General features: G+C 62.4%; 19 protein-coding genes. 11 read left to right on the forward strand and 8 right to left on the reverse strand.

Features of this window, described 5'->3' with window-relative positions:
- The first annotated feature begins 186 nt into the window (after nucleotides 1–186).
- Nucleotides 187–825 carry a CatB-related O-acetyltransferase gene (locus AC0L28_RS25975; RefSeq protein WP_473481078.1) on the forward strand — a complete coding sequence of 213 codons (639 nt, stop codon included), beginning with the start codon at nucleotides 187–189 and terminating at the stop codon, nucleotides 823–825.
- Complete coding sequence (yihA, locus tag AC0L28_RS25980) at nucleotides 822–1,481, forward strand: ribosome biogenesis GTP-binding protein YihA/YsxC (protein WP_023801587.1); 660 nt, start codon at nucleotides 822–824, stop codon at nucleotides 1,479–1,481. The genes AC0L28_RS25975 and yihA overlap by 4 nt, the downstream gene beginning before the upstream one ends.
- 124 nt (nucleotides 1,482–1,605) lie before the next feature.
- On the opposite strand, the gene AC0L28_RS25985 is transcribed toward yihA, so the two are convergent.
- A complete protein-coding gene (locus AC0L28_RS25985) occupies nucleotides 1,606–2,325 on the reverse strand; it encodes a TetR/AcrR family transcriptional regulator (protein WP_287291446.1) in 720 nt (239 codons plus the stop codon).
- A 141-nt stretch (nucleotides 2,326–2,466) separates the two neighbouring features.
- Between AC0L28_RS25985 and AC0L28_RS25990 the strand changes: the two genes are divergently transcribed.
- The gene (locus tag AC0L28_RS25990) at nucleotides 2,467–3,648 is read left to right on the forward strand and encodes an HlyD family secretion protein (RefSeq protein ID WP_473481080.1); all 1,182 of its coding nucleotides are present in this window, start codon (nucleotides 2,467–2,469) and stop codon (nucleotides 3,646–3,648) included.
- 82 nt (nucleotides 3,649–3,730) lie between these two features.
- Nucleotides 3,731–5,263 carry a DHA2 family efflux MFS transporter permease subunit gene (locus AC0L28_RS25995; protein WP_287238507.1) on the forward strand — a complete coding sequence of 511 codons (1,533 nt, stop codon included), beginning with the start codon at nucleotides 3,731–3,733 and terminating at the stop codon, nucleotides 5,261–5,263.
- Between the two features lie 142 nt (nucleotides 5,264–5,405).
- Here the strand turns inward: AC0L28_RS25995 and msrB are convergent, their stop codons facing one another.
- From msrB to AC0L28_RS26015, 4 genes are all read right to left on the reverse strand, one after another.
- The gene (msrB, locus tag AC0L28_RS26000; protein WP_128170234.1) at nucleotides 5,406–5,906 is read right to left on the reverse strand and encodes a peptide-methionine (R)-S-oxide reductase MsrB; all 501 of its coding nucleotides are present in this window, start codon (nucleotides 5,904–5,906) and stop codon (nucleotides 5,406–5,408) included.
- A gap of 217 nt (nucleotides 5,907–6,123) precedes the next feature.
- Nucleotides 6,124–6,681 (reverse strand): fasciclin domain-containing protein, encoded by a 558-nt coding sequence (locus AC0L28_RS26005; RefSeq protein ID WP_128170233.1) that lies wholly within the window; start codon nucleotides 6,679–6,681, stop codon nucleotides 6,124–6,126.
- A gap of 235 nt (nucleotides 6,682–6,916) precedes the next feature.
- Entirely contained in the window at nucleotides 6,917–7,615 is a 699-nt protein-coding gene (locus AC0L28_RS26010) for an anti-sigma factor (RefSeq protein WP_128175776.1), read from the reverse strand.
- Nucleotides 7,612–8,151 (reverse strand): sigma-70 family RNA polymerase sigma factor, encoded by a 540-nt coding sequence (locus AC0L28_RS26015; protein WP_128175774.1) that lies wholly within the window; start codon nucleotides 8,149–8,151, stop codon nucleotides 7,612–7,614. Before AC0L28_RS26015 ends, AC0L28_RS26010 begins: the two co-directional genes overlap by 4 nt.
- Before the next feature lie 216 nt (nucleotides 8,152–8,367).
- Between AC0L28_RS26015 and AC0L28_RS26020 the strand changes: the two genes are divergently transcribed.
- Nucleotides 8,368–9,891, forward strand: coding sequence for an amidase (locus AC0L28_RS26020; protein ID WP_128244648.1), 1,524 nt, complete (start codon nucleotides 8,368–8,370; stop codon nucleotides 9,889–9,891).
- Between the two features lie 75 nt (nucleotides 9,892–9,966).
- Complete coding sequence (argB, locus tag AC0L28_RS26025) at nucleotides 9,967–10,860, forward strand: acetylglutamate kinase (RefSeq protein ID WP_023801578.1); 894 nt, start codon at nucleotides 9,967–9,969, stop codon at nucleotides 10,858–10,860.
- A gap of 57 nt (nucleotides 10,861–10,917) precedes the next feature.
- Here argB and AC0L28_RS26030 read toward each other — a convergent pair whose 3' ends face one another.
- Nucleotides 10,918–11,394, reverse strand: a complete 477-nt coding sequence (locus AC0L28_RS26030) for an Lrp/AsnC family transcriptional regulator (protein WP_023801577.1) — start codon at nucleotides 11,392–11,394, stop codon at nucleotides 10,918–10,920.
- A 135-nt stretch (nucleotides 11,395–11,529) separates the two neighbouring features.
- On the opposite strand from AC0L28_RS26030, the gene phhA reads away from it, so the two are divergent.
- A complete protein-coding gene (gene phhA, locus AC0L28_RS26035) occupies nucleotides 11,530–12,366 on the forward strand; it encodes a phenylalanine 4-monooxygenase (protein WP_128175770.1) in 837 nt (278 codons plus the stop codon).
- A 106-nt stretch (nucleotides 12,367–12,472) separates the two neighbouring features.
- On the opposite strand, the gene AC0L28_RS26040 is transcribed toward phhA, so the two are convergent.
- A complete protein-coding gene (locus tag AC0L28_RS26040; RefSeq protein WP_128244649.1) occupies nucleotides 12,473–13,234 on the reverse strand; it encodes a GGDEF domain-containing protein in 762 nt (253 codons plus the stop codon).
- Nucleotides 13,235–13,396: 162 nt separating this feature from the next.
- Between AC0L28_RS26040 and AC0L28_RS26045 the strand changes: the two genes are divergently transcribed.
- On the forward strand, nucleotides 13,397–14,104 hold the full coding sequence (locus AC0L28_RS26045) for a pyrimidine 5'-nucleotidase (RefSeq protein WP_023801574.1): 708 nt from the start codon (nucleotides 13,397–13,399) through the stop codon (nucleotides 14,102–14,104).
- A 36-nt stretch (nucleotides 14,105–14,140) separates the two neighbouring features.
- Here the strand turns inward: AC0L28_RS26045 and AC0L28_RS26050 are convergent, their stop codons facing one another.
- A complete protein-coding gene (locus AC0L28_RS26050) occupies nucleotides 14,141–14,980 on the reverse strand; it encodes an LOG family protein (RefSeq protein ID WP_023801573.1) in 840 nt (279 codons plus the stop codon).
- Between the two features lie 143 nt (nucleotides 14,981–15,123).
- Here AC0L28_RS26050 and dapD point away from each other — a divergent pair, with 143 nt between their 5' ends.
- Genes dapD through AC0L28_RS26065 form a run of 3 tightly spaced genes read left to right on the forward strand, consistent with a single transcriptional unit; the run spans nucleotide 15,124 to nucleotide 17,122 of the window.
- The gene (dapD, locus tag AC0L28_RS26055; RefSeq protein ID WP_473481086.1) at nucleotides 15,124–15,978 is read left to right on the forward strand and encodes a 2,3,4,5-tetrahydropyridine-2,6-dicarboxylate N-succinyltransferase; all 855 of its coding nucleotides are present in this window, start codon (nucleotides 15,124–15,126) and stop codon (nucleotides 15,976–15,978) included.
- Between the two features lie 27 nt (nucleotides 15,979–16,005).
- On the forward strand, nucleotides 16,006–16,377 hold the full coding sequence (locus AC0L28_RS26060; RefSeq protein WP_027152133.1) for a DUF805 domain-containing protein: 372 nt from the start codon (nucleotides 16,006–16,008) through the stop codon (nucleotides 16,375–16,377).
- Nucleotides 16,378–16,399: 22 nt separating this feature from the next.
- A complete protein-coding gene (locus tag AC0L28_RS26065; RefSeq protein ID WP_473481088.1) occupies nucleotides 16,400–17,122 on the forward strand; it encodes a hypothetical protein in 723 nt (240 codons plus the stop codon).
- Nucleotides 17,123–17,283 lie beyond the last annotated feature (161 nt).

Below are 17,283 nucleotides of genomic sequence, written 5' to 3' on the forward strand. Positions count from 1 at the left end.
CTGCCTTTCTGCCGAATCCAGGAAAGCCCGGCGCGGCGATAGACGCCGCCGCGACCTATAAGCTCCGCTGTCGTTTCAGGGGCGCTGCGTCGATGAACAGGTGAGGATGATCCGCTGCGCACGCGGTTGGTGCTGCCGGGCGGATCGCACTATTTTGACCTGTTGTTTCGTCGATGGAGCCAGACCATGATCGGACCCAACCCCAACATCAAGCACCCGATCCCGATGCATAGCCGCGTCGGCTTCCTGAAGGGGCTGGTCACGGCGCCGAACATCGAGATCGGCGACTTCACTTATTATGACGATCCGGACGGGCCGGACAAATTCGCCGAGCGATGCGTGCTTCATCACTATCCATTCATCGGCGACCGGCTGATCATCGGCAAGTTCTGCGCCATCGCCGAGGGCGCGCGCTTCATCATGAACGGCGCCAATCATGCCATGTCCGGCTTTTCGACCTATCCGTTCAACATCTTCGGTCATGGCTGGGAAGAGGGTTTCGATCCGGCGACCTGTTCGAAGGAATTGCGCGGCGACACGGTGATCGGCAATGATGTATGGATCGGCATGGAAGCGGCGATCCTGCCCGGCGTGGCGATCGGCGATGGCGCCATCGTTGCGGCAAAGTCGGTGGTGACGCATAACGTGGCGCCCTATGCGATCGTCGCCGGCAATGCGGCCAAGGTGGTGAAGATGCGTTTCGACGACAGGACCATCCGGCGGCTTTTGGCGGCGGCGTGGTGGGATTGGCCGGTGGAAAAGATCAGCCGCAACCTCAATGCCATTCGTGGCGCCGATATTTCTGTTCTGGAGGCAGCGGCTTGAACGCGTTGAACAAGTCCGTGATCGGCATCGAGCTGTTCACGCGGCCGTGGATCTTCATCCGCGGCGTGCCGGCGATGAAGTTCCTGCCGCCGGAAGGACCGCCGGAGATCGCCTTTGCCGGCCGCTCGAATGTCGGCAAATCGTCGCTGATCAACGCGCTGGTCAATCAGAAGGGACTGGCGCGCACGTCCAATACGCCGGGGCGAACGCAGGAACTCAACTATTTCGTTCCGGGCGGGTTTTCCGGCGAAGGCGCCGACCTGCCGCCCATGGCGCTGGTCGACATGCCGGGCTACGGCTACGCCACCGCGCCCAAGGAAAAGGTCGACGACTGGACGAAACTCGTCTTCGACTATCTCAAGGGCCGCGTCACGCTGAAGCGCGTCTACGTGCTGATCGACGCCCGTCATGGCATCAAGGCCAAGGATGACGAAGTGCTATCGCTGCTCGACAAGGCGGCGGTGTCCTATCAGATCGTGCTGACCAAGACCGACAAGATCAAGGCGGCCGGGGTGCCGCGATTGATCGAAGAGACACTGCAGAAGATCAAGAAGCGGCCGGCCGCGTTTCCGTTCGTTCTCGCCACGTCCTCGGAAAAGAACGAGGGCCTCGAGGAACTGCGCGCGGCGATCGTGCTGGCGGCCAATGGCGGCTAATGCATGTCGCGCCAAAGCATGCCCTCGGGCTTGACCCGTGGGTGTGCAGCGGTTTTGCGATGACGACATGCATAAAACAACATCCTAAAGCGCGTCGCGTGAGGCCGGTCAAACGCGACGCGCTTTAGGATTTTGCCTCCAGCGCAATCGTCTGGGTGCTTTCTTCCGTGACAAGCCTTTCGGTGCCGTAAGCCTTCAGGAACATGCCGACGCCCGACCTGACGATGTGGTCGATTTCAGCCTGGCTTGGCGCCTTGGTGCGGTAGGCGAATATGCACTGACGAAAAAGGCCCGCCAGGCACAGTTCGGTGAACTGATAGGCGGCAAGATCGACATCGTCGATCTCGAGCAGGCCGCGCTCGATGGCGGCATTGAGAAAAGCAACGACCTTGTCGTGGCCGCGTTTCGGGCCGCGTTCATAAAAACGCGCGCCAAGTTCGGGAATCCTGTCGGACGCGCCAATCACGGTGCGTTGCGCCTGGACGACCTTGGCCGAGGTGATCTTGAGGGACAGCACCTTGCCGAACTTCACCAGCGTCTCGCGAAGGTCGTCGGCGCGGTCGAGCAGATCGTACATGTTCTTGAAGATCGTGCCGCGCTCTTCCTCGATCAGCGCCTCGAACAGCTCTTCCTTGTTGGCGAAGTAGACATAGATCGTGCCCTTGGAAACGCCGGCCTCACGGGTGATGTCGTTCATCGACGCCGCTTCGAAGCCCTTGTCGATGAAGACACGACGTGCGCCCTCGATGATCTGGCTGCGCTTGGCCGGGTCCTGTCCCGCCGCCGGGCGGCCGCGACGCAGGCCATCCAGCGGATCGCACTGGTCCTTGTCGGGCTCGGTCATAACGTCACACCTCGAAAAAATTCGAACCGATCGGTTCGATCATCCCTTGATATGGGCCTCTCACCGCGCTAAGTCAACGTCAGCATCGAACCGAACGGTTCAGTCTGATGCCCGGTTTCTAGCGATGCCAAGAGAGATGCCATGTCCTCGAACGCGACCCCAACCGCCGAAGTCCGTCCCTTTCCCAACGCCAAGGTTGCGCCGGCAATCGAAGCGCCTAACCCACTGACTGAGCCCGCAACAAGCCCTCCGGCCGAGGCGCCGGCCAAAAAGAGACGCTCGGCACGCTCCTTTCTGTTGCCGATCATTGCGCTTGGCTTGCTGGGCGCAGGCGCCTGGTATGGCTATGATTACTGGACCGACGGCCGTTTCATGATCTCCACCGACGACGCCTATGTCCAGGCCGACATGGCGTTCATTTCGCCGAAAATTTCCGGCTATGTCGATCAGGTCAAGGTGACCGAGAACCAGCAGGTCAAGGCCGGCGACCCGCTGCTGGTCGTCGACAATGGCGACTACAAAATAGCGGTCGCCCAGGCCGAGGCGCAGATCGCCACCTTGAGCAAGACGCTCGATCGTATCGACGCCCAGACCGAGGCGGCGCGCGCCTCGCTCGAGCAGGCGCAGGCGCAGAAGACCGCCGACCAGGCCGCCGCCGCCAATGCGGCGCGTGTCCAAGCGCGCGCCGCCCAATTGCTCAAGACACATGTCGGCACCCAGGCCCAACTGGACGATGCCCAGACCGCGGTCGAGCAGGCCAATGCCGCCCTTGTCGGTGCCGACGCCCAGATCGCGGCGGCTGAGGCCAATATCGGTGTGCTCCAAGCGCAGCGCGCGGAGACGGCAAGCACGCTGGCGTCGCTGCAGCTTGCCAGGGACAAGGCCGCACGCGACCTGTCCTTCACCGTGCTGCGCGCGCCCTATGACGGTGTCGTCGGCAACCGCTCGGTCGAGCAGGGCGACCTGATCAGCCCCGGACAGAAGCTCGCCGTCATCGTGCCGATGGACAAGCTCTATATCGTCGCCAATTTCAAGGAGACCCAGCTTGCCCGGCTGGTGCCTGGTGAAAAGGTCAGGATTTCGGTCGACGCGATCGACGGCCAGGATTTCGAAGGCACCGTCTCGTCGCTGGCGCCGGCATCCGGCGCGGTGTTCTCGCTGCTGCCGCCGGAAAACGCCACCGGCAACTTCACCAAGGTCGTGCAGCGCGTCCCGGTTCGCATCGACGTGCCGGCGGATGTGCTGAAGACAGGCAAGCTGCGCGCCGGCCTCAGCGTCGTCGTCGCCGTCGACAGCCGCACCGCACCTTCGGCGTCGAACTGAGCGGCCGCTTGGGAGCAATGCCGTGGCAACCGCAACCTCGACAGCAGGATCGCCGCCGGCGAGGCCGGCTACGCCTGATACCATTCCCACACGCCGCATCATCGCCTTCCTGGCGATGGTGTTCGGCATGTTCATGGCGATCCTCGACATCCAGATCGTTTCGGCCTCGCTGGCCGAGATTCAGGCCGGCTTGAGCGCCAGCTCCGACGAAATTCCGTGGGTGCAGACCGCCTATCTCATCGCCGAAGTCATCATGATCCCGCTGTCCGGTTTTCTCAGCCGGATGCTGTCGACGCGTGTGCTGTTCACCGTCTCCGCGGCCGGCTTCACCGCCGCGAGCGCGCTGGCGGCGACCGCCACCAACATCGACCAGATGATCGTCTACCGCGCCGTTCAGGGTTTTATCGGCGGCGGCATGATCCCAAGCGTGTTCGCTGCCGCGTTCACCATCTTCCCGCCGTCGCGCCGTGCCATGGTGTCGCCGATGATCGGCCTGGTGGCGACGCTGGCGCCGACCATCGGCCCGACTGTCGGCGGCTATATCAGCCATGCCATGTCCTGGCACTGGCTGTTCCTGATCAATGTGGTGCCCGGCATCATGGTGACCGCAGCCGCATGGTCGCTGATCGACTTCGACAAGCCCAATCTCAGCCTGTTCCGCAAGTTCGACTGGTGGGGCCTCGCCGGCATGGCGGCTTTCCTCGGCTCGCTGGAATTTGTGCTCGAGGAAGGTCCCAACAACGACTGGCTTCAGGACCAGGCCGTGTTCATCTGCGCCATCCTGATGACGGCCGGCGCGGTGCTGTTCTTCTGGCGCGCCTTCACTGCCGAGGAGCCGATCGTGGACCTGAAGGCCTTCGCCAACGTCAACTTCGCTTTCGGCTCGCTGTTCTCCTTCGTCATCGGCATCGGCCTCTACGGCCTGACCTATCTCTATCCGGTGTATCTGGGGCGCATCCGCGGCTACGACTCCCTGATGATCGGCGAGGCGCTGTTCGTCAGCGGCCTGGCGATGTTCGTCACAGCGCCGATTTCCGGCATCCTGTCGCGCAAGATGGATCCGCGGCTGATGATGATGATCGGCTTCTTCGGCTTCGCTGCCGGCACCTGGCGGATGACCTATCTGACCGCAGACTGGGATTTCTGGGAGCTTTTGCTGCCGCAGATCCTACGCGGCGCCTCGATGATGCTGTGCATGGTGCCGATCAACAACATCGCGCTTGGAACGCTGCCGCCTGACCGGCTTAAGAATGCATCCGGTCTGTTCAACCTCACCCGCAATCTCGGTGGCGCCGTCGGCCTTGCCGTCATCAACACCGTGCTGATCGACCGCAGCGCCTTCCACTACGCAAGGCTGGCCGAGCATGTGCAATGGGGCAGCGCCGAGGCGCAGACCAGGCTGCAGAACATGACGCTCGACTTCCAGCAGAATGCCGGCCTCGACGCCTCCAAGGCGGCGATCTCGAAACTGTCCGGCATGGTCCAGCAGCAGGCTTCGCTGCTGTCCTTCATGGACGTGTTCTATCTGTTGACGGCGCTGTTCGCGACGCTGGCGATCTTCACCATGGTCATCCGCAAGCCGGCCGAGCCGGCGGGCGGAGGCGGCGGACACTGACCGCGCAATTTTGCGCCCCCAAAGGACGCGGCGCTCTCATGCATGTCGCGCAAAAGTGCGCAGCGGTTTTGCGATAACGACATGCATAAGACAACAACCTAAAGCGCGTCGCGTGAGGCCGGTCAAACGCGAGCGCTTTAGGTCAGGCCGTGGCCGGCTTGAAGGTCAAGGCGACGCCGTTGATGCAATGACGCAAGCCGGTCGGCGGCGGGCCGTCGTCGAAGACATGGCCGAGATGACCGCCGCAGCGGCGGCAGTGGACTTCGGTTCGGGTCATTCCGAGGGACCTGTCCGCGGTCATGCCGACGGCGTTGGGAATCTCCTGCCAGAAGCTTGGCCAGCCGGTGCCGGAATCGAACTTCGTATCGGAGGAATAGAGCGGCAGGTCGCAGCCGGCGCAGGCGAAGATGCCCTTGCGGTGTTCGTTGAGCAGCGGGCTGGTGCCGGGATATTCGGTGCCTTCCTTGCGCAGCACATTGAAAGCCGCATCGGACAGGATGGCGCGCCACTCGGCCTCGGTCTTGGTGACCTCGAAGGTTTCGGCCGCGTGTGCGTCCTGCGGCCTGCCGATGCGCAGCGCTGCTGCCGTGCCTGCCAACAATGCCACAGCGGCACCGCTCCAAAGAAAGTCGCGCCGGATCATCACCATTCCTCCTCTTTCCGTTTGCCAAATTCGACCGTCACATGGAAATCAAAAGCCGGTGACGGCCAGCTCCCGACACCGGGCACTCCGCACCTGCCCCACACTTACAGCGGACGGTGCGGAGTGTACGCCTGTCGATTGCGCGGGTCACGCAAGCGGAAACCCGCGCACTCGGCATGGAGCCTCAGCCATATGTTCGCTGGCGACGGGCGCTTCGTTACATCTTCGGCAGGAGAACCTTGTCGATGACGTGGATGACGCCGTTCGACTGCTCGACATCGGCGACGGTCACATTGGCGACATTGCCGTTCTCGTCGGTCGCGGTGACCTTGCCGTTTTCGGCCTTGAGCGTCAGCTCGCAGCCGCCAACCGTCTTGACCTTGTGCGCGCCACCATCGTCCATGGCCATCTTGGCGACGTCGGCTGACATCGCCTTGGCACCGATGACGTGGCAGGTCAGGATCTTGACCAGCTTGTCCTTGTTTTCGGGCTTGAGCAATGTATCGACGGTGCCGGCCGGAAGGGCGGCAAAGGCCTCGTTGGTCGGCGCGAACACGGTGAAGGGACCGGCACTCTGCAGCGTGTCGACGAGACCGCCGGTCTTGACGGCCGCGACCAGCGTCGTGTGATCCTTCGAATTGACGGCGTTCTCGACGATGTTCCTGGTGGCATACATGGCGGCGCCGCCGACCATCGGATTTTCGGCATAGGCGGCGGTGGCAAGCGCGGAGACGGCGACCGTTCCGGCAAGCAAAAGGGTGGCGAACTTACGCATTATTTCTATCTCCTCAGTTTATTTTTTCCCCTCTTTGGGGCGCAAGGAGATACGGGGGATAAATGCCCGAGTTTCGCCCATTCAGGAGAAAATTTTATTTTTTATAACGGCGAGCATGATTTTCAGGGCAGGACTCTTACAGCCTGCATGCTTCCCCGCCAAAGTCACCACAGGTGATAGATTTAAAATCTTCTCGAAAAATCGGCAGATAGGGGTGATTAGCAGACAGGGGCGATCAGATGCTCTTCAGATCGCCCGCAGCGACCACAGGGCCGGTCGGCTGGCCGGTCGGCGAACCGCCGGTCGGTTCAAGGCTGACCGCAAGCACGGCGCCTTGCGCAAGTTTTTCCTGCACGGCCGGGGAGATGGTCATACGCGCGGTCTGGCCGGCCGGGATGACGCCCATAGAGACCGGCGCATTCTTGCCCTCGATCATCCAAAGCTCGAAATCCTTGCCGGCGGCGCGCTCGCCGGAGACATGCGACAGGCCGACCTCGCGACGGGCGGCATCATAGACGGCGAGGTATCTGACGTCGCTGCCATCGGCAGCCAGCGAGGCGATGAGCCGCGGCGGCTCGGCCGGCGGGTTGAGGTAAGGCTCGGCGATATAGATCGCCAACGCCGCGACGGAAGCGGCTGCAAGGCCGCGCCAGAAGGCAAGGCTTGACCAGAGGCCGGCGCGAGGCTCTGCGACGAACAGCCGGCGATCCAATGCCTCCTTGACCCTGATCGGCGGCTCTGTCTCCGGATAGGCGTCGGCCATCGGCGAAAGACGCGCCTCCCAGACATCGACAAGGTGCGCGAAAGCGGCGTCCGCGTCGATGCGGCGTGACGCAATCTCGCGCTCGTCCGCGGCCAGGACGCCAAGAACGTATTCGGCGGCAAACAGGTCGTCGCCTCCAGATTCCGGTCCGTCATCCTCTGCCAGCGTCATCTTTCAAGACACTCTCTGAGCTTCAACAGGCTGCGCCGCAGCCAGGTTCTCATCGTGTTCAGCGGCACGTCATGGCGCGCCGCCAGTTCGGCATAGCTTTCGCCGTCCAGATAAGCGCCCCGGACGGCCGCCGCCCGGTCCTTTTCCAATTCGTCGAGACAACGATAGATGCGCCCGGATTCACCGCCCGCAACAGCCGCAGCCTCCGGTCCCGGCGCCGGATCGGCGACGTCGAGCGCAGCGTCGATATAGGCGACAGGCTCTCGCCGCGCCCTTATCCGATCGATCGCGTGATTGCGCGCAATGGCCACCAGCCAGGAAATCGGGCTTAGCTCCGAGACGGCGAAACGGTCGGCCTTCGTCCATATCTTGACGAAGACCTCCTGCAGCGCCTCTTCTGCCTCTCCCCGGTCCTTCAATACACGAAGGCAGACGCCGAAAAGTTTCGCGCTGGTCTGCCGGTAGAGCAGATCGAACGCAGCCCGGTCCTTCATCGAAGTCCGGACGATCAGGTCGCTGATGTCCTGCGGCGTCATCGGCTGCCAAATTAAGCAATTGCCCAAATTAGGCAATTGCCCCAGATCATTCCACTGCAATGTATTGCAACGGCGGAAGCGCTCCTGTGCACCGGGAGCGCCGTCGGCTTCCATTGACGAGAAAGAGCCGACCTTTTTGAGCATCGGATTTTCCCAAAACCGGGTTTCCACTTTTGCATCCGATGCTCTAGCTTGCCGATAGTTGGGGGAGCAAGAATGTCGGTCGAACGGGCCCTGTGGGAACATGACGCTACCGGCCTGGCCGGCTTGGTGCGCAAAGGAGAAATCTCGCCGCAGGAGCTCGTCGACGCGGCGATTGCGCGGGCCGAGGCCACTCGCCCGGATATCAATGCCATCGCCGAGCCGCTTTACGAGGCGGCGCGGACGCGGGCGAAAACCATCGACCGCAAGCTGCCGCTGGCCGGTGTGCCCTTCGCGCTGAAGGATCTCGGCATCGCCATGAAAGGCGTGCCGACGCACGGCGGCAGCCGCATTCCGGCTTTCGTTGCCGATTTCGACTCGGTGATGACCGAACGCCATCTGGCCGCCGGCCTCGTCCCGATCGCCACCAGCACCTCGCCCGAACATGGGCTGAGGCTGATGACCGAATCCGCCGCTTTCGGCATCACCCGCAATCCGTGGAATACAGCCCATACCAGCGGCGGCTCGTCTGGAGGTGCGGCGGCGCTGGTCGCGGCCGGCGTCGTACCGGTGGCACATGCTTCGGACGGCGGCGGCTCGATCCGAGTTCCCGCCGCCTGCACCGGGCTGGTCGGGCTGAAAACCTCGCGCGGCCGCGTGCCGCTGACGCCGCTGGTCAGCGAAAGCTGGTACGGCCTGGTCATCGACCACGCCGTTTCCCGCTCGGTCCGTGATTCGGCCCTGCTGCTCGACCTGACGCATGGGCCCGATCCGCTGTCGCCGTATGCGGCGCCGACGCCGAAAGGAACTTTCGCCGCCGCAGCAGTGCGTGACCCCGGCAAGCTGAAACTGGCGGTCTACCGAAAATCGCCGCTCGGCCTGCCGATATCGACCGAGACGCTGGCGGCGCTGGACACGGCGATAGCTTTGGCGCGCGAAGGCGGCCATACGATAGAGGAGATCGACCTGCCCTATATCGATCGCGATTTCATCGCTGATTTCGCCAGAACCGTCGCCGCGGCGGTGGCCGGCACGATCCGCGGCGAGGTCTTGCGCGTCGGCCGCTCCATTTCGGGTGATATCGAACGCACCACGCGGGTGATGAGCGCCTTCGGCGAAGTTCTTTCGGCCGGCGAGATCTATGCCAGCCTGCAGCGGCTGCATGCCACGTCGCGCCGGTTGATCATCGAGACCGCGCGGTACGATGCCGTGCTGATGCCTGTCATCGCGCATCCGCCGCTCGCCTGCGGCGCGATGGATCCAAAAGGCGCAGATGCGTTCCTGGAAGAAATGCTCGACAGGCTGCGGCTTGCGCGCCTGCTGAAATTCAAGCCGCTGTTCGGCCAGTTGATGGACAAGAGCCTGTGGTTCACCCACTGGCCGGCAATCCAGAACGTCAGCGGCCAGCCGTCGATCGCGCTGCCTGTTCATGTCACCGATGCCGGCCTGCCGCTCGGCATCCAGGCCGCCGGCCGCCCCGGCGACGAGGAGACCTTGTTGTCCCTCGCCGCGCAAATGGAAAAGATTTCGGGATGGCTGACGCGGCGAGCGCCACTGCAGGTGCCCGGGATGAAAGCAGGCCGATTTCACCTGACGTGACAGCAAAGCCGTTTGCCCCCTGCTCCAATTCCCGCTAAGACGCCGCCGTTCATGCCAAGCTGGGAACCAAGCCGAATGACGGACCTCGCCGCCACCGCCGAAATGCAGGCCGCGCTGCTTTCGAGGGCGCTGCCCTATATGCAGCGCTACGAGAACAAGACGGTCGTGGTGAAGTATGGCGGCCACGCCATGGGCGACATCGCGCTCGGCAAGGCCTTTGCCCGCGACATCGCGCTGCTCAAACAATCCGGCGTCAACCCGATCGTCGTGCATGGCGGCGGGCCGCAGATCGGCGCCATGCTGAGCAAGATGGGCATCGAATCAAAGTTCGAGGGCGGATTGCGCGTCACCGACCAGAAGACGGTCGAGATCGTCGAGATGGTGCTGGCCGGCTCCATCAACAAGGAGATCGTCGCGCTGATCAATGCCGAGGGCGAATGGGCCATCGGCCTGTGCGGCAAGGACGGCAACATGGTTTTCGCCGAAAAGGCGCGCAAGACCATGATCGACCCGGACTCCAACATCGAGCGTGTGCTCGATCTCGGCTTCGTCGGCGAGCCGGTCGAGGTCGACCGCACCCTGCTCGACCTTCTGGCGCGGTCCGAAATGATCCCGGTGCTGGCGCCGGTGGCGCCGGGCCGTGACGGCCACACCTACAACATCAATGCCGACACCTTCGCCGGCGCCATCGCCGGCGCCTGCCAGGCGACACGCCTTCTGTTCCTCACCGACGTGCCCGGCGTGCTCGACAGGAACAAGAAGCTCATCGACGAACTGACCGTCGCCGAGGCAAAGGCCTTGATCAAGGACGGCACGGTGTCGGGCGGCATGATCCCCAAGGTCGAGACCTGTATCGATGCGATCGAGCGCGGCGTCGAAGGCGTCGTCATCCTCAATGGCAAGACGCCGCATTCGGTGCTGCTCGAACTGTTTACCGAACACGGCGCCGGCACACTGATCGTGCCTTGAGCGCAGGCTGCAACTTGTCGGCCAGAAATCCAGGGTTGAGCAGGCGTCAGGCCGAACTTATCGCCTGAGGTGCCCAAGCGGCACGTGGCCCGGCCCCTTGATGTTCTGCAGCACGAGCTGCGTGTGGACATCGCGCACGCCGTCGAGCCGCATCAGCCGGTGCATGACAAAGGCGTTGAGCTCGTCGACTGACGGCACCATCACATGCAGCAGGAAATCGTAGTCGCCAGTCATCGTCCAGCACGACGACACCTCGTCCATGCGCTGCACGGCGGCGATAAAGGTTTCGGGCGACCCGTCGCTGTGGGTCACCAGGCGCACCTGAATGAACACTTCGACCATCAGGCCGATGGCGCGGCGGCTGAGCACAGCGGCAAAGCGCTTGATGATGCCGGCGCTCTGAAGAGCCTCGAAGCGGCGCGCGCATGGTGTCGTCGAAAGGCCGATTTCCTGGGCCAGTTCGGACACAGGCTTGCGCCCATCGCGCTGCAAGATATCGAGCATCTTGATCTCAAAATCGTCAAACTGAGGCACTTTCACTCTCCTGCAGCTCCGCTGTGGTGGCTTTTACCTCAAATCGCCTGTTCGAGCCATCATCAAAGCGGATTTGCCTCACCGGATCCGGCTAAACTTTCAAGATGTTAGTCGTGATTTCCAGGGAGAACAGCCATGACGATGAACGTTGCCGATTACGCCCGCGAATGCGCGGCGCAAGGCCTTCGCGGCGACTATTCGGTCTGCCGCGCCGATTTCACCGTTGAGCAGAGCTACAACTACACAGCTGACGAGCAGGCAGTGTGGCGTACTTTGTGCGACCGCCAGACGAAGCTGACCAAAAAGTTGGCACACCGGTCCTATCTCGACGGCGTCGCCACGCTGGGCCTGCTCGACAGGATTCCGGATTTCGGTGTGGTCAGCGAGAAGCTGCGCAAGCTTACCGGTTGGGAGATCGTCGCCGTGCCGGGCCTCATTCCCGCACCGGCCTTCTTCGTCCACCTGGCCGCCCGGCGCTTCCCGGTGACCAACTGGCTGCGGACGAAACAAGAGCTCGACTACATCGTCGAGCCGGATATGTTCCACGACTTCTTCGGCCATGTGCCAGTGCTGACCCAGCCGGTCTTTGCCGATTTCATGCAGATGTATGGCGAGAAGGCCGAGCATCTGATCGCGCTCGGCGGCGACGAGATGATCAGCCGCCTCTACTGGTACACCGTCGAGTACGGGCTGATCCAGGAGGCCGGCCAACCGTTGAAGGCTTTCGGCGCCGGGCTGATGTCGTCCTTTGCCGAACTTCAATTCGCGGTTGAAAGCAAGGACGCGCATCATGTTCCCTTCGATCTGGAAACGGTAATGCGCACCAGCTATGAGATCGACAAGTTCCAGCGCGCCTATTTCGTGCTGCCGTCCTTCGACGTTTTGCGCGATGCCTTCCACAACGTCGCCGACATGGCAGCGATCATCGGACGCCACAAGGGCAAGCCGGCGCTCGACCCGGCAAAACTTTAGACGCTGGCCAGACGCGGACGCTCGCAGCCGATCGGCGCGGGCGTTATTGGTGGCGCGCTGGAATGACGATCCATCGGCAGGCCGGAAGCCGAGAAGATGGGACCGTTCAGGCCGCTTCGGAAACGTCCCTGTCCAGGATGGTCAGATTGCGGCCGCGATCCTTGGCCTGGTAAAGGCGGCGGTCGGCGACACGCATCAGATCCGATACGCCGGCATCCTCGCCGCAGGTGACACCGCCAATGCTGACGGTGAGGGGTATGACCCGCTCATCGACGGGACGGAAGCGGATCAGCTCGACTTCACGGCGAATGCGTTCAGCGACGCGTTTGGCTTCCTGTTCGGTGGCGCCGACCAGAAACGCACCGAATTCCTCGCCGCCGATGCGGCCGATCACGTCGCCGCTGCGCACGCCGCGCTCGATCGCGCTTGCAATCAGGAGCAGCGCATCGTCGCCGGTCAGATGGCCGTAGCTGTCGTTGATGAGCTTGAAGTGATCGGCGTCGATGATCAGCAACGCACCGCGATCGGATTTACGCCGGGTGGCCTCGAGGGCGGCGAAGAAGCTCTCGCGGTTGAGCATGCCGGTCATGTCGTCGCGGCTTGCCTTCTCCGACAGGCGCCGATGCGCAGCGGCGAGCTGGGCATGAGCGCGGGCGAGGTCGCGATGAGCGCCTTTCAACCTCTCGCCCTGCCAGAACGTGTAGGCGCTGGCGATCCAGGCGAGCACCAGCGGGCAGACCGTGGATGTCAGCCAGATCGTGCGGTTGATCGGAAAGCCCATTGCCGGAACGACGATCAGCGTCAACAACAGCGAGACTGCGAGGGAGACGAAAGCGACGGCGGCAGACTTCAGAAATATGCGGCTCATCGCTGGCTCCCCCTGGACCGTGTGTGTGCCAGCAAGCCCTGAATGGCACCTTTCGGCGATGCCTAAAATTTGAACCATCGCGCGATTTTCGCCACCCATGACGCGCATAAGTTGTGGATAAAGCCTCTGCCAAAAGCATTGTTTCGTGCCATAAGGGGTTGCATGACCACGCTCCCGGATCCCGCCCGCTTTGCCCATGTTACCGACTGGGTGTTCGACCTCGACAACACCCTCTATCCGCACCATTCGAACCTGTTCTCGCAGATCGATGTAAAGATGACCGCCTATGTCGGAGAACTGCTGACGCTGCCACGCGACGATGCCCGCAAGCTGCAGAAGGAACTGTACCGGGAATATGGCACGACGCTGAACGGTCTGATGGCGCGCCACGGCATCGATCCCGACGACTTTCTCGAGAAGGTCCATGACATCGACTATTCCTGGCTGGTTCCCGATCCCGTTCTCGGCACCGCCATCCGCCAGCTTCCCGGCCGCAAGTTCATCTTCACCAATGGTGACCGCAGGCATGCCGAACGCACCGCGCGCCAACTCGGCATCCTCGATCATTTCGACGACATCTTCGATATCGTCGCTGCCGGGCTGAACCCCAAGCCGGCCCGCCAGACCTACGAGAAGTTCGCGGAACTCCACGCGGTCACCGGCCACAATGCGGTGATGTTCGAGGATCTGGCCCGCAACCTGTCCGTGCCGAAATCGCTGGGCATGACCACGGTGCTGGTTGTGCCGCGCAACTTCGAGCCGACCTTCTCGGAAATCTGGGAACGTGACCCGGGCCACGAGGACGATGTGGATTTCGTCACCGACGATCTTGCCGAATTCCTCACCGCGATCGTCGACATCACCGCTTGAGCCGTTTCTTCGTAAAGCCGGATCGAAGCCCGCGGCCTAAAGCTGATAGAAGCGGCTGATGATCCCCCAGGCTTCGTCGGCGGTGTCGACGAAATCGATGATGTCTTGGTCGCCAGGGGTGATCGTGCCTTGCTCGGCGAGGAAATCGAGATCGATCGCCCGTTTCCAGAAAGCCTTGCCGAACAGGATCACCGGCACGCGCTCCATGCGGCCGGTCTGGATCAGGGTCAGCGTTTCGAAGAATTCGTCCATTGTGCCGAAGCCGCCGGGAAACACCGCGACAGCCTTGGCGCGCATGACGAAATGCATCTTGCGGACCGCGAAATAGTGGAAGTTGAAACAGAGCTCCGGCGTCACATAGGCATTCGGCGCCTGCTCGTGCGGCAACACGATGTTGAGGCCGATCGACGGGGCGCCGACATCGTCGGCGCCGCGGTTGCCGGCTTCCATCACGCCGGGTCCCCCGCCTGTCACCACGACGAATTCGCGATAATAGGAGGTGGCCGACTGCTGCGAGCAGAGCCGGGCGAATTTTCGCGCTTCCTCGTAATATTTGCTGTTTTTCTCGAGGTTTTCCTTCTGCGTCTCGTTCTTGGCCGCCCAGGCTTCACCGCCCGGCTCGGGTATGCGCGCCCCGCCGAACAGGATGACGGTCGAGCCGATGCCGCGCTCGGCCAGGATCATCTCCGGCTTCAACAGTTCGAGCTGCAGCCTGACCGCGCGCAATTCGCGCCGTGTCATGAAGTCGGGATCGTTCCATGCCAACCGGTAGGTCTCGGCACGCGTCTGCGGCGTGTCCGGCACGCTTTTCGACCGCTCCAGATCCTCGTCCGAATGCGGCAGCGGCGTCCACCCCGCCTTTTCCATAGGAGTCATATTACCTACCCGTCCAATTATTCAGTTGCGCCGTCCCGCGACGCAGCCGCGATTGACCCTCACCAAGCCTTCACATAGGGTCCGGCGACTTTCAAAACAGGTTAAGGTGCGGCCCCTTAACAGCTTGGTAATGGAGCGAATTCATGTCAAAGCCCGATCTGGCGAGCCTCGAAAAGACCATCGAAACCGCCTTCGAGGAACGCGAGACGATTTCGACGGCAACCCGCGGCGCGACGCGCGACGCCATCCAGGCGGCGCTCGACCTGCTCGACCGGGGTGTCGTCCGCGTTGCCGAGCGCCAGGCCGACGGCACATGGCATGTCAACCAGTGGCTGAAGAAAGCGGTGCTGCTGTCGTTCCGGCTCAACCCGATGGAGATCATCAAGGGTGGTCCGGGCCAGGCCGTGTGGTGGGACAAGGTGCCGTCGAAATTCGACGGCTGGAGCGCCATCGATTTCGAGAAGGCAGGTTTCCGCGCCGTGCCGTCGTCGATCGTGCGGCGCTCCGCCTACGTCGCGCCAGGTGCCGTGCTGATGCCGTCCTTCGTCAATGTCGGAGCCTATGTCGACAGCGGCACCATGGTCGACACATGGGCCTCGGTCGGCTCCTGTGCCCAGATCGGCAAGAATGTGCATCTGTCGGGCGGCGTCGGCATCGGCGGCGTGCTGGAACCGATGCAGGCCGGCCCGACCATCATCGAGGACAATTGCTTCGTCGGCGCACGTTCCGAAGTGGTCGAAGGCTGCATCGTGCGCGAGGGCTCGGTGCTCGGCATGGGCGTCTTCATCGGCCAGTCGACCAAGATCGTCGACCGTGCCACCGGCGAGGTTTTCTACGGCGAAGTGCCGGCCAATTCCGTCGTCGTCGCCGGCTCGATGCCCGGCAAGCCTTTGCCCAATGGCGAGGCCGGTCCCAGCCTCTACTGCGCCGTCATCGTCAAGCGGGTCGATGCCAGGACCCGTTCCAAAACCTCGATCAATGAACTGCTTCGCGATTGATCTTTTCAAAAAAACGGACCTACCCGCTTGCTCGACAGACCTCGATTTCTATGGCTTTTCTTCAGCCTTTCCGGGCGAGTGAACCCCAGTGCCTATGTTTTGGCGGGTCTTTTGCCGCTCCTCACTCAGCTTTTCCTGCTCTACCAGTTCTCGCGAACGCCGTTGGGCACTGCTGCAAGTCAGTACTGGGCGCTCGCCTGGTGGATCGCTGTGGTCGTCTCGACATGGTCGACCTTTGCGCTAACGGCGAAGCGGTTCCATGATTTCGGCAAGCCTACCTACTACGCATTGATCTCTCTCATCGTCGGCGCCATTCTCCTTGTCATTCTGGCCTTTTTCAAAAGCGATCCCGGACCCAACCGCTACGGCAAACGCACCAATGCGCCGGCCGAATCCTGAGCGCCGGGCGGGTATCTAGGCCATGCGTTACCGCACGCTTGATGCGAAACTGATCATCGAAACTGCCGAGCGACTGGAAAAACGCGTCGCCGAGCGGTTTCCCGATACCGGCTTGCGTGGCGTCGCCATAGAACTTGTGTCGCTGTCGCGTGATCTGGCCAAGGCGGCGAAGGCGCTGGAAGCGCCGATCTGGTGGCTGCGCGGCGTCGTCATCGTCGCCATTGCCGCCGGCGCGCTGATGTTCCTGTTCGTCGGCACCATCCTTCCGCTCGGCCGCATCTCGGGAACCCACGACGCCATCCAGTCGGTGCAAGGCATCGAATCCTTGATCAACATGATCATCCTCGCGATGCTCGGCTTCCTGGCCTTGATCCGGACCGAAGAGCGCATCAAGCGCAAGCAGGTGTTTCGCAAGCTTCATGGCTTGCGATCGCTGATCCATGTCATCGACATGCATCAGCTGACCAAGGATCCGGCAGCGCTTTCAACCGATTTCAAGCCGACATCGCATTCACCGGCACGCATAACCGACCGTGCCGATCTCGCGCGCTACCTCGACTATTGCTCCGAAATGCTGTCGATCACCGGCAAGATCGCCGCGCTGTTCGCGCAATCGGTCAACGACGATGTGGTCGTCGATGGCGTCAACGACATCGAGTCCCTGGGCTCCAATCTGTCGCGAAAGATCTGGCAAAAGATCACGCTGATCGACGGTCCATTGCGGTCGGCTCGTCCAATTACCTAAGCTAATCTTAATCACCTTGGTCCAGCATGCCTGTGAAGACTGTGTCGACCGGCACGGAGCACTCGACTGGCACACGACGAACCCCTGGCCAACCCGAAAACGCGCGGAAGGCGAAGCGCCGGCGCGCGGCTGTTCGCCTGGTTTTCTTCACCGATCAGAGC

It is taken from the genome of Mesorhizobium sp. WSM4847, assembly GCF_055811335.1.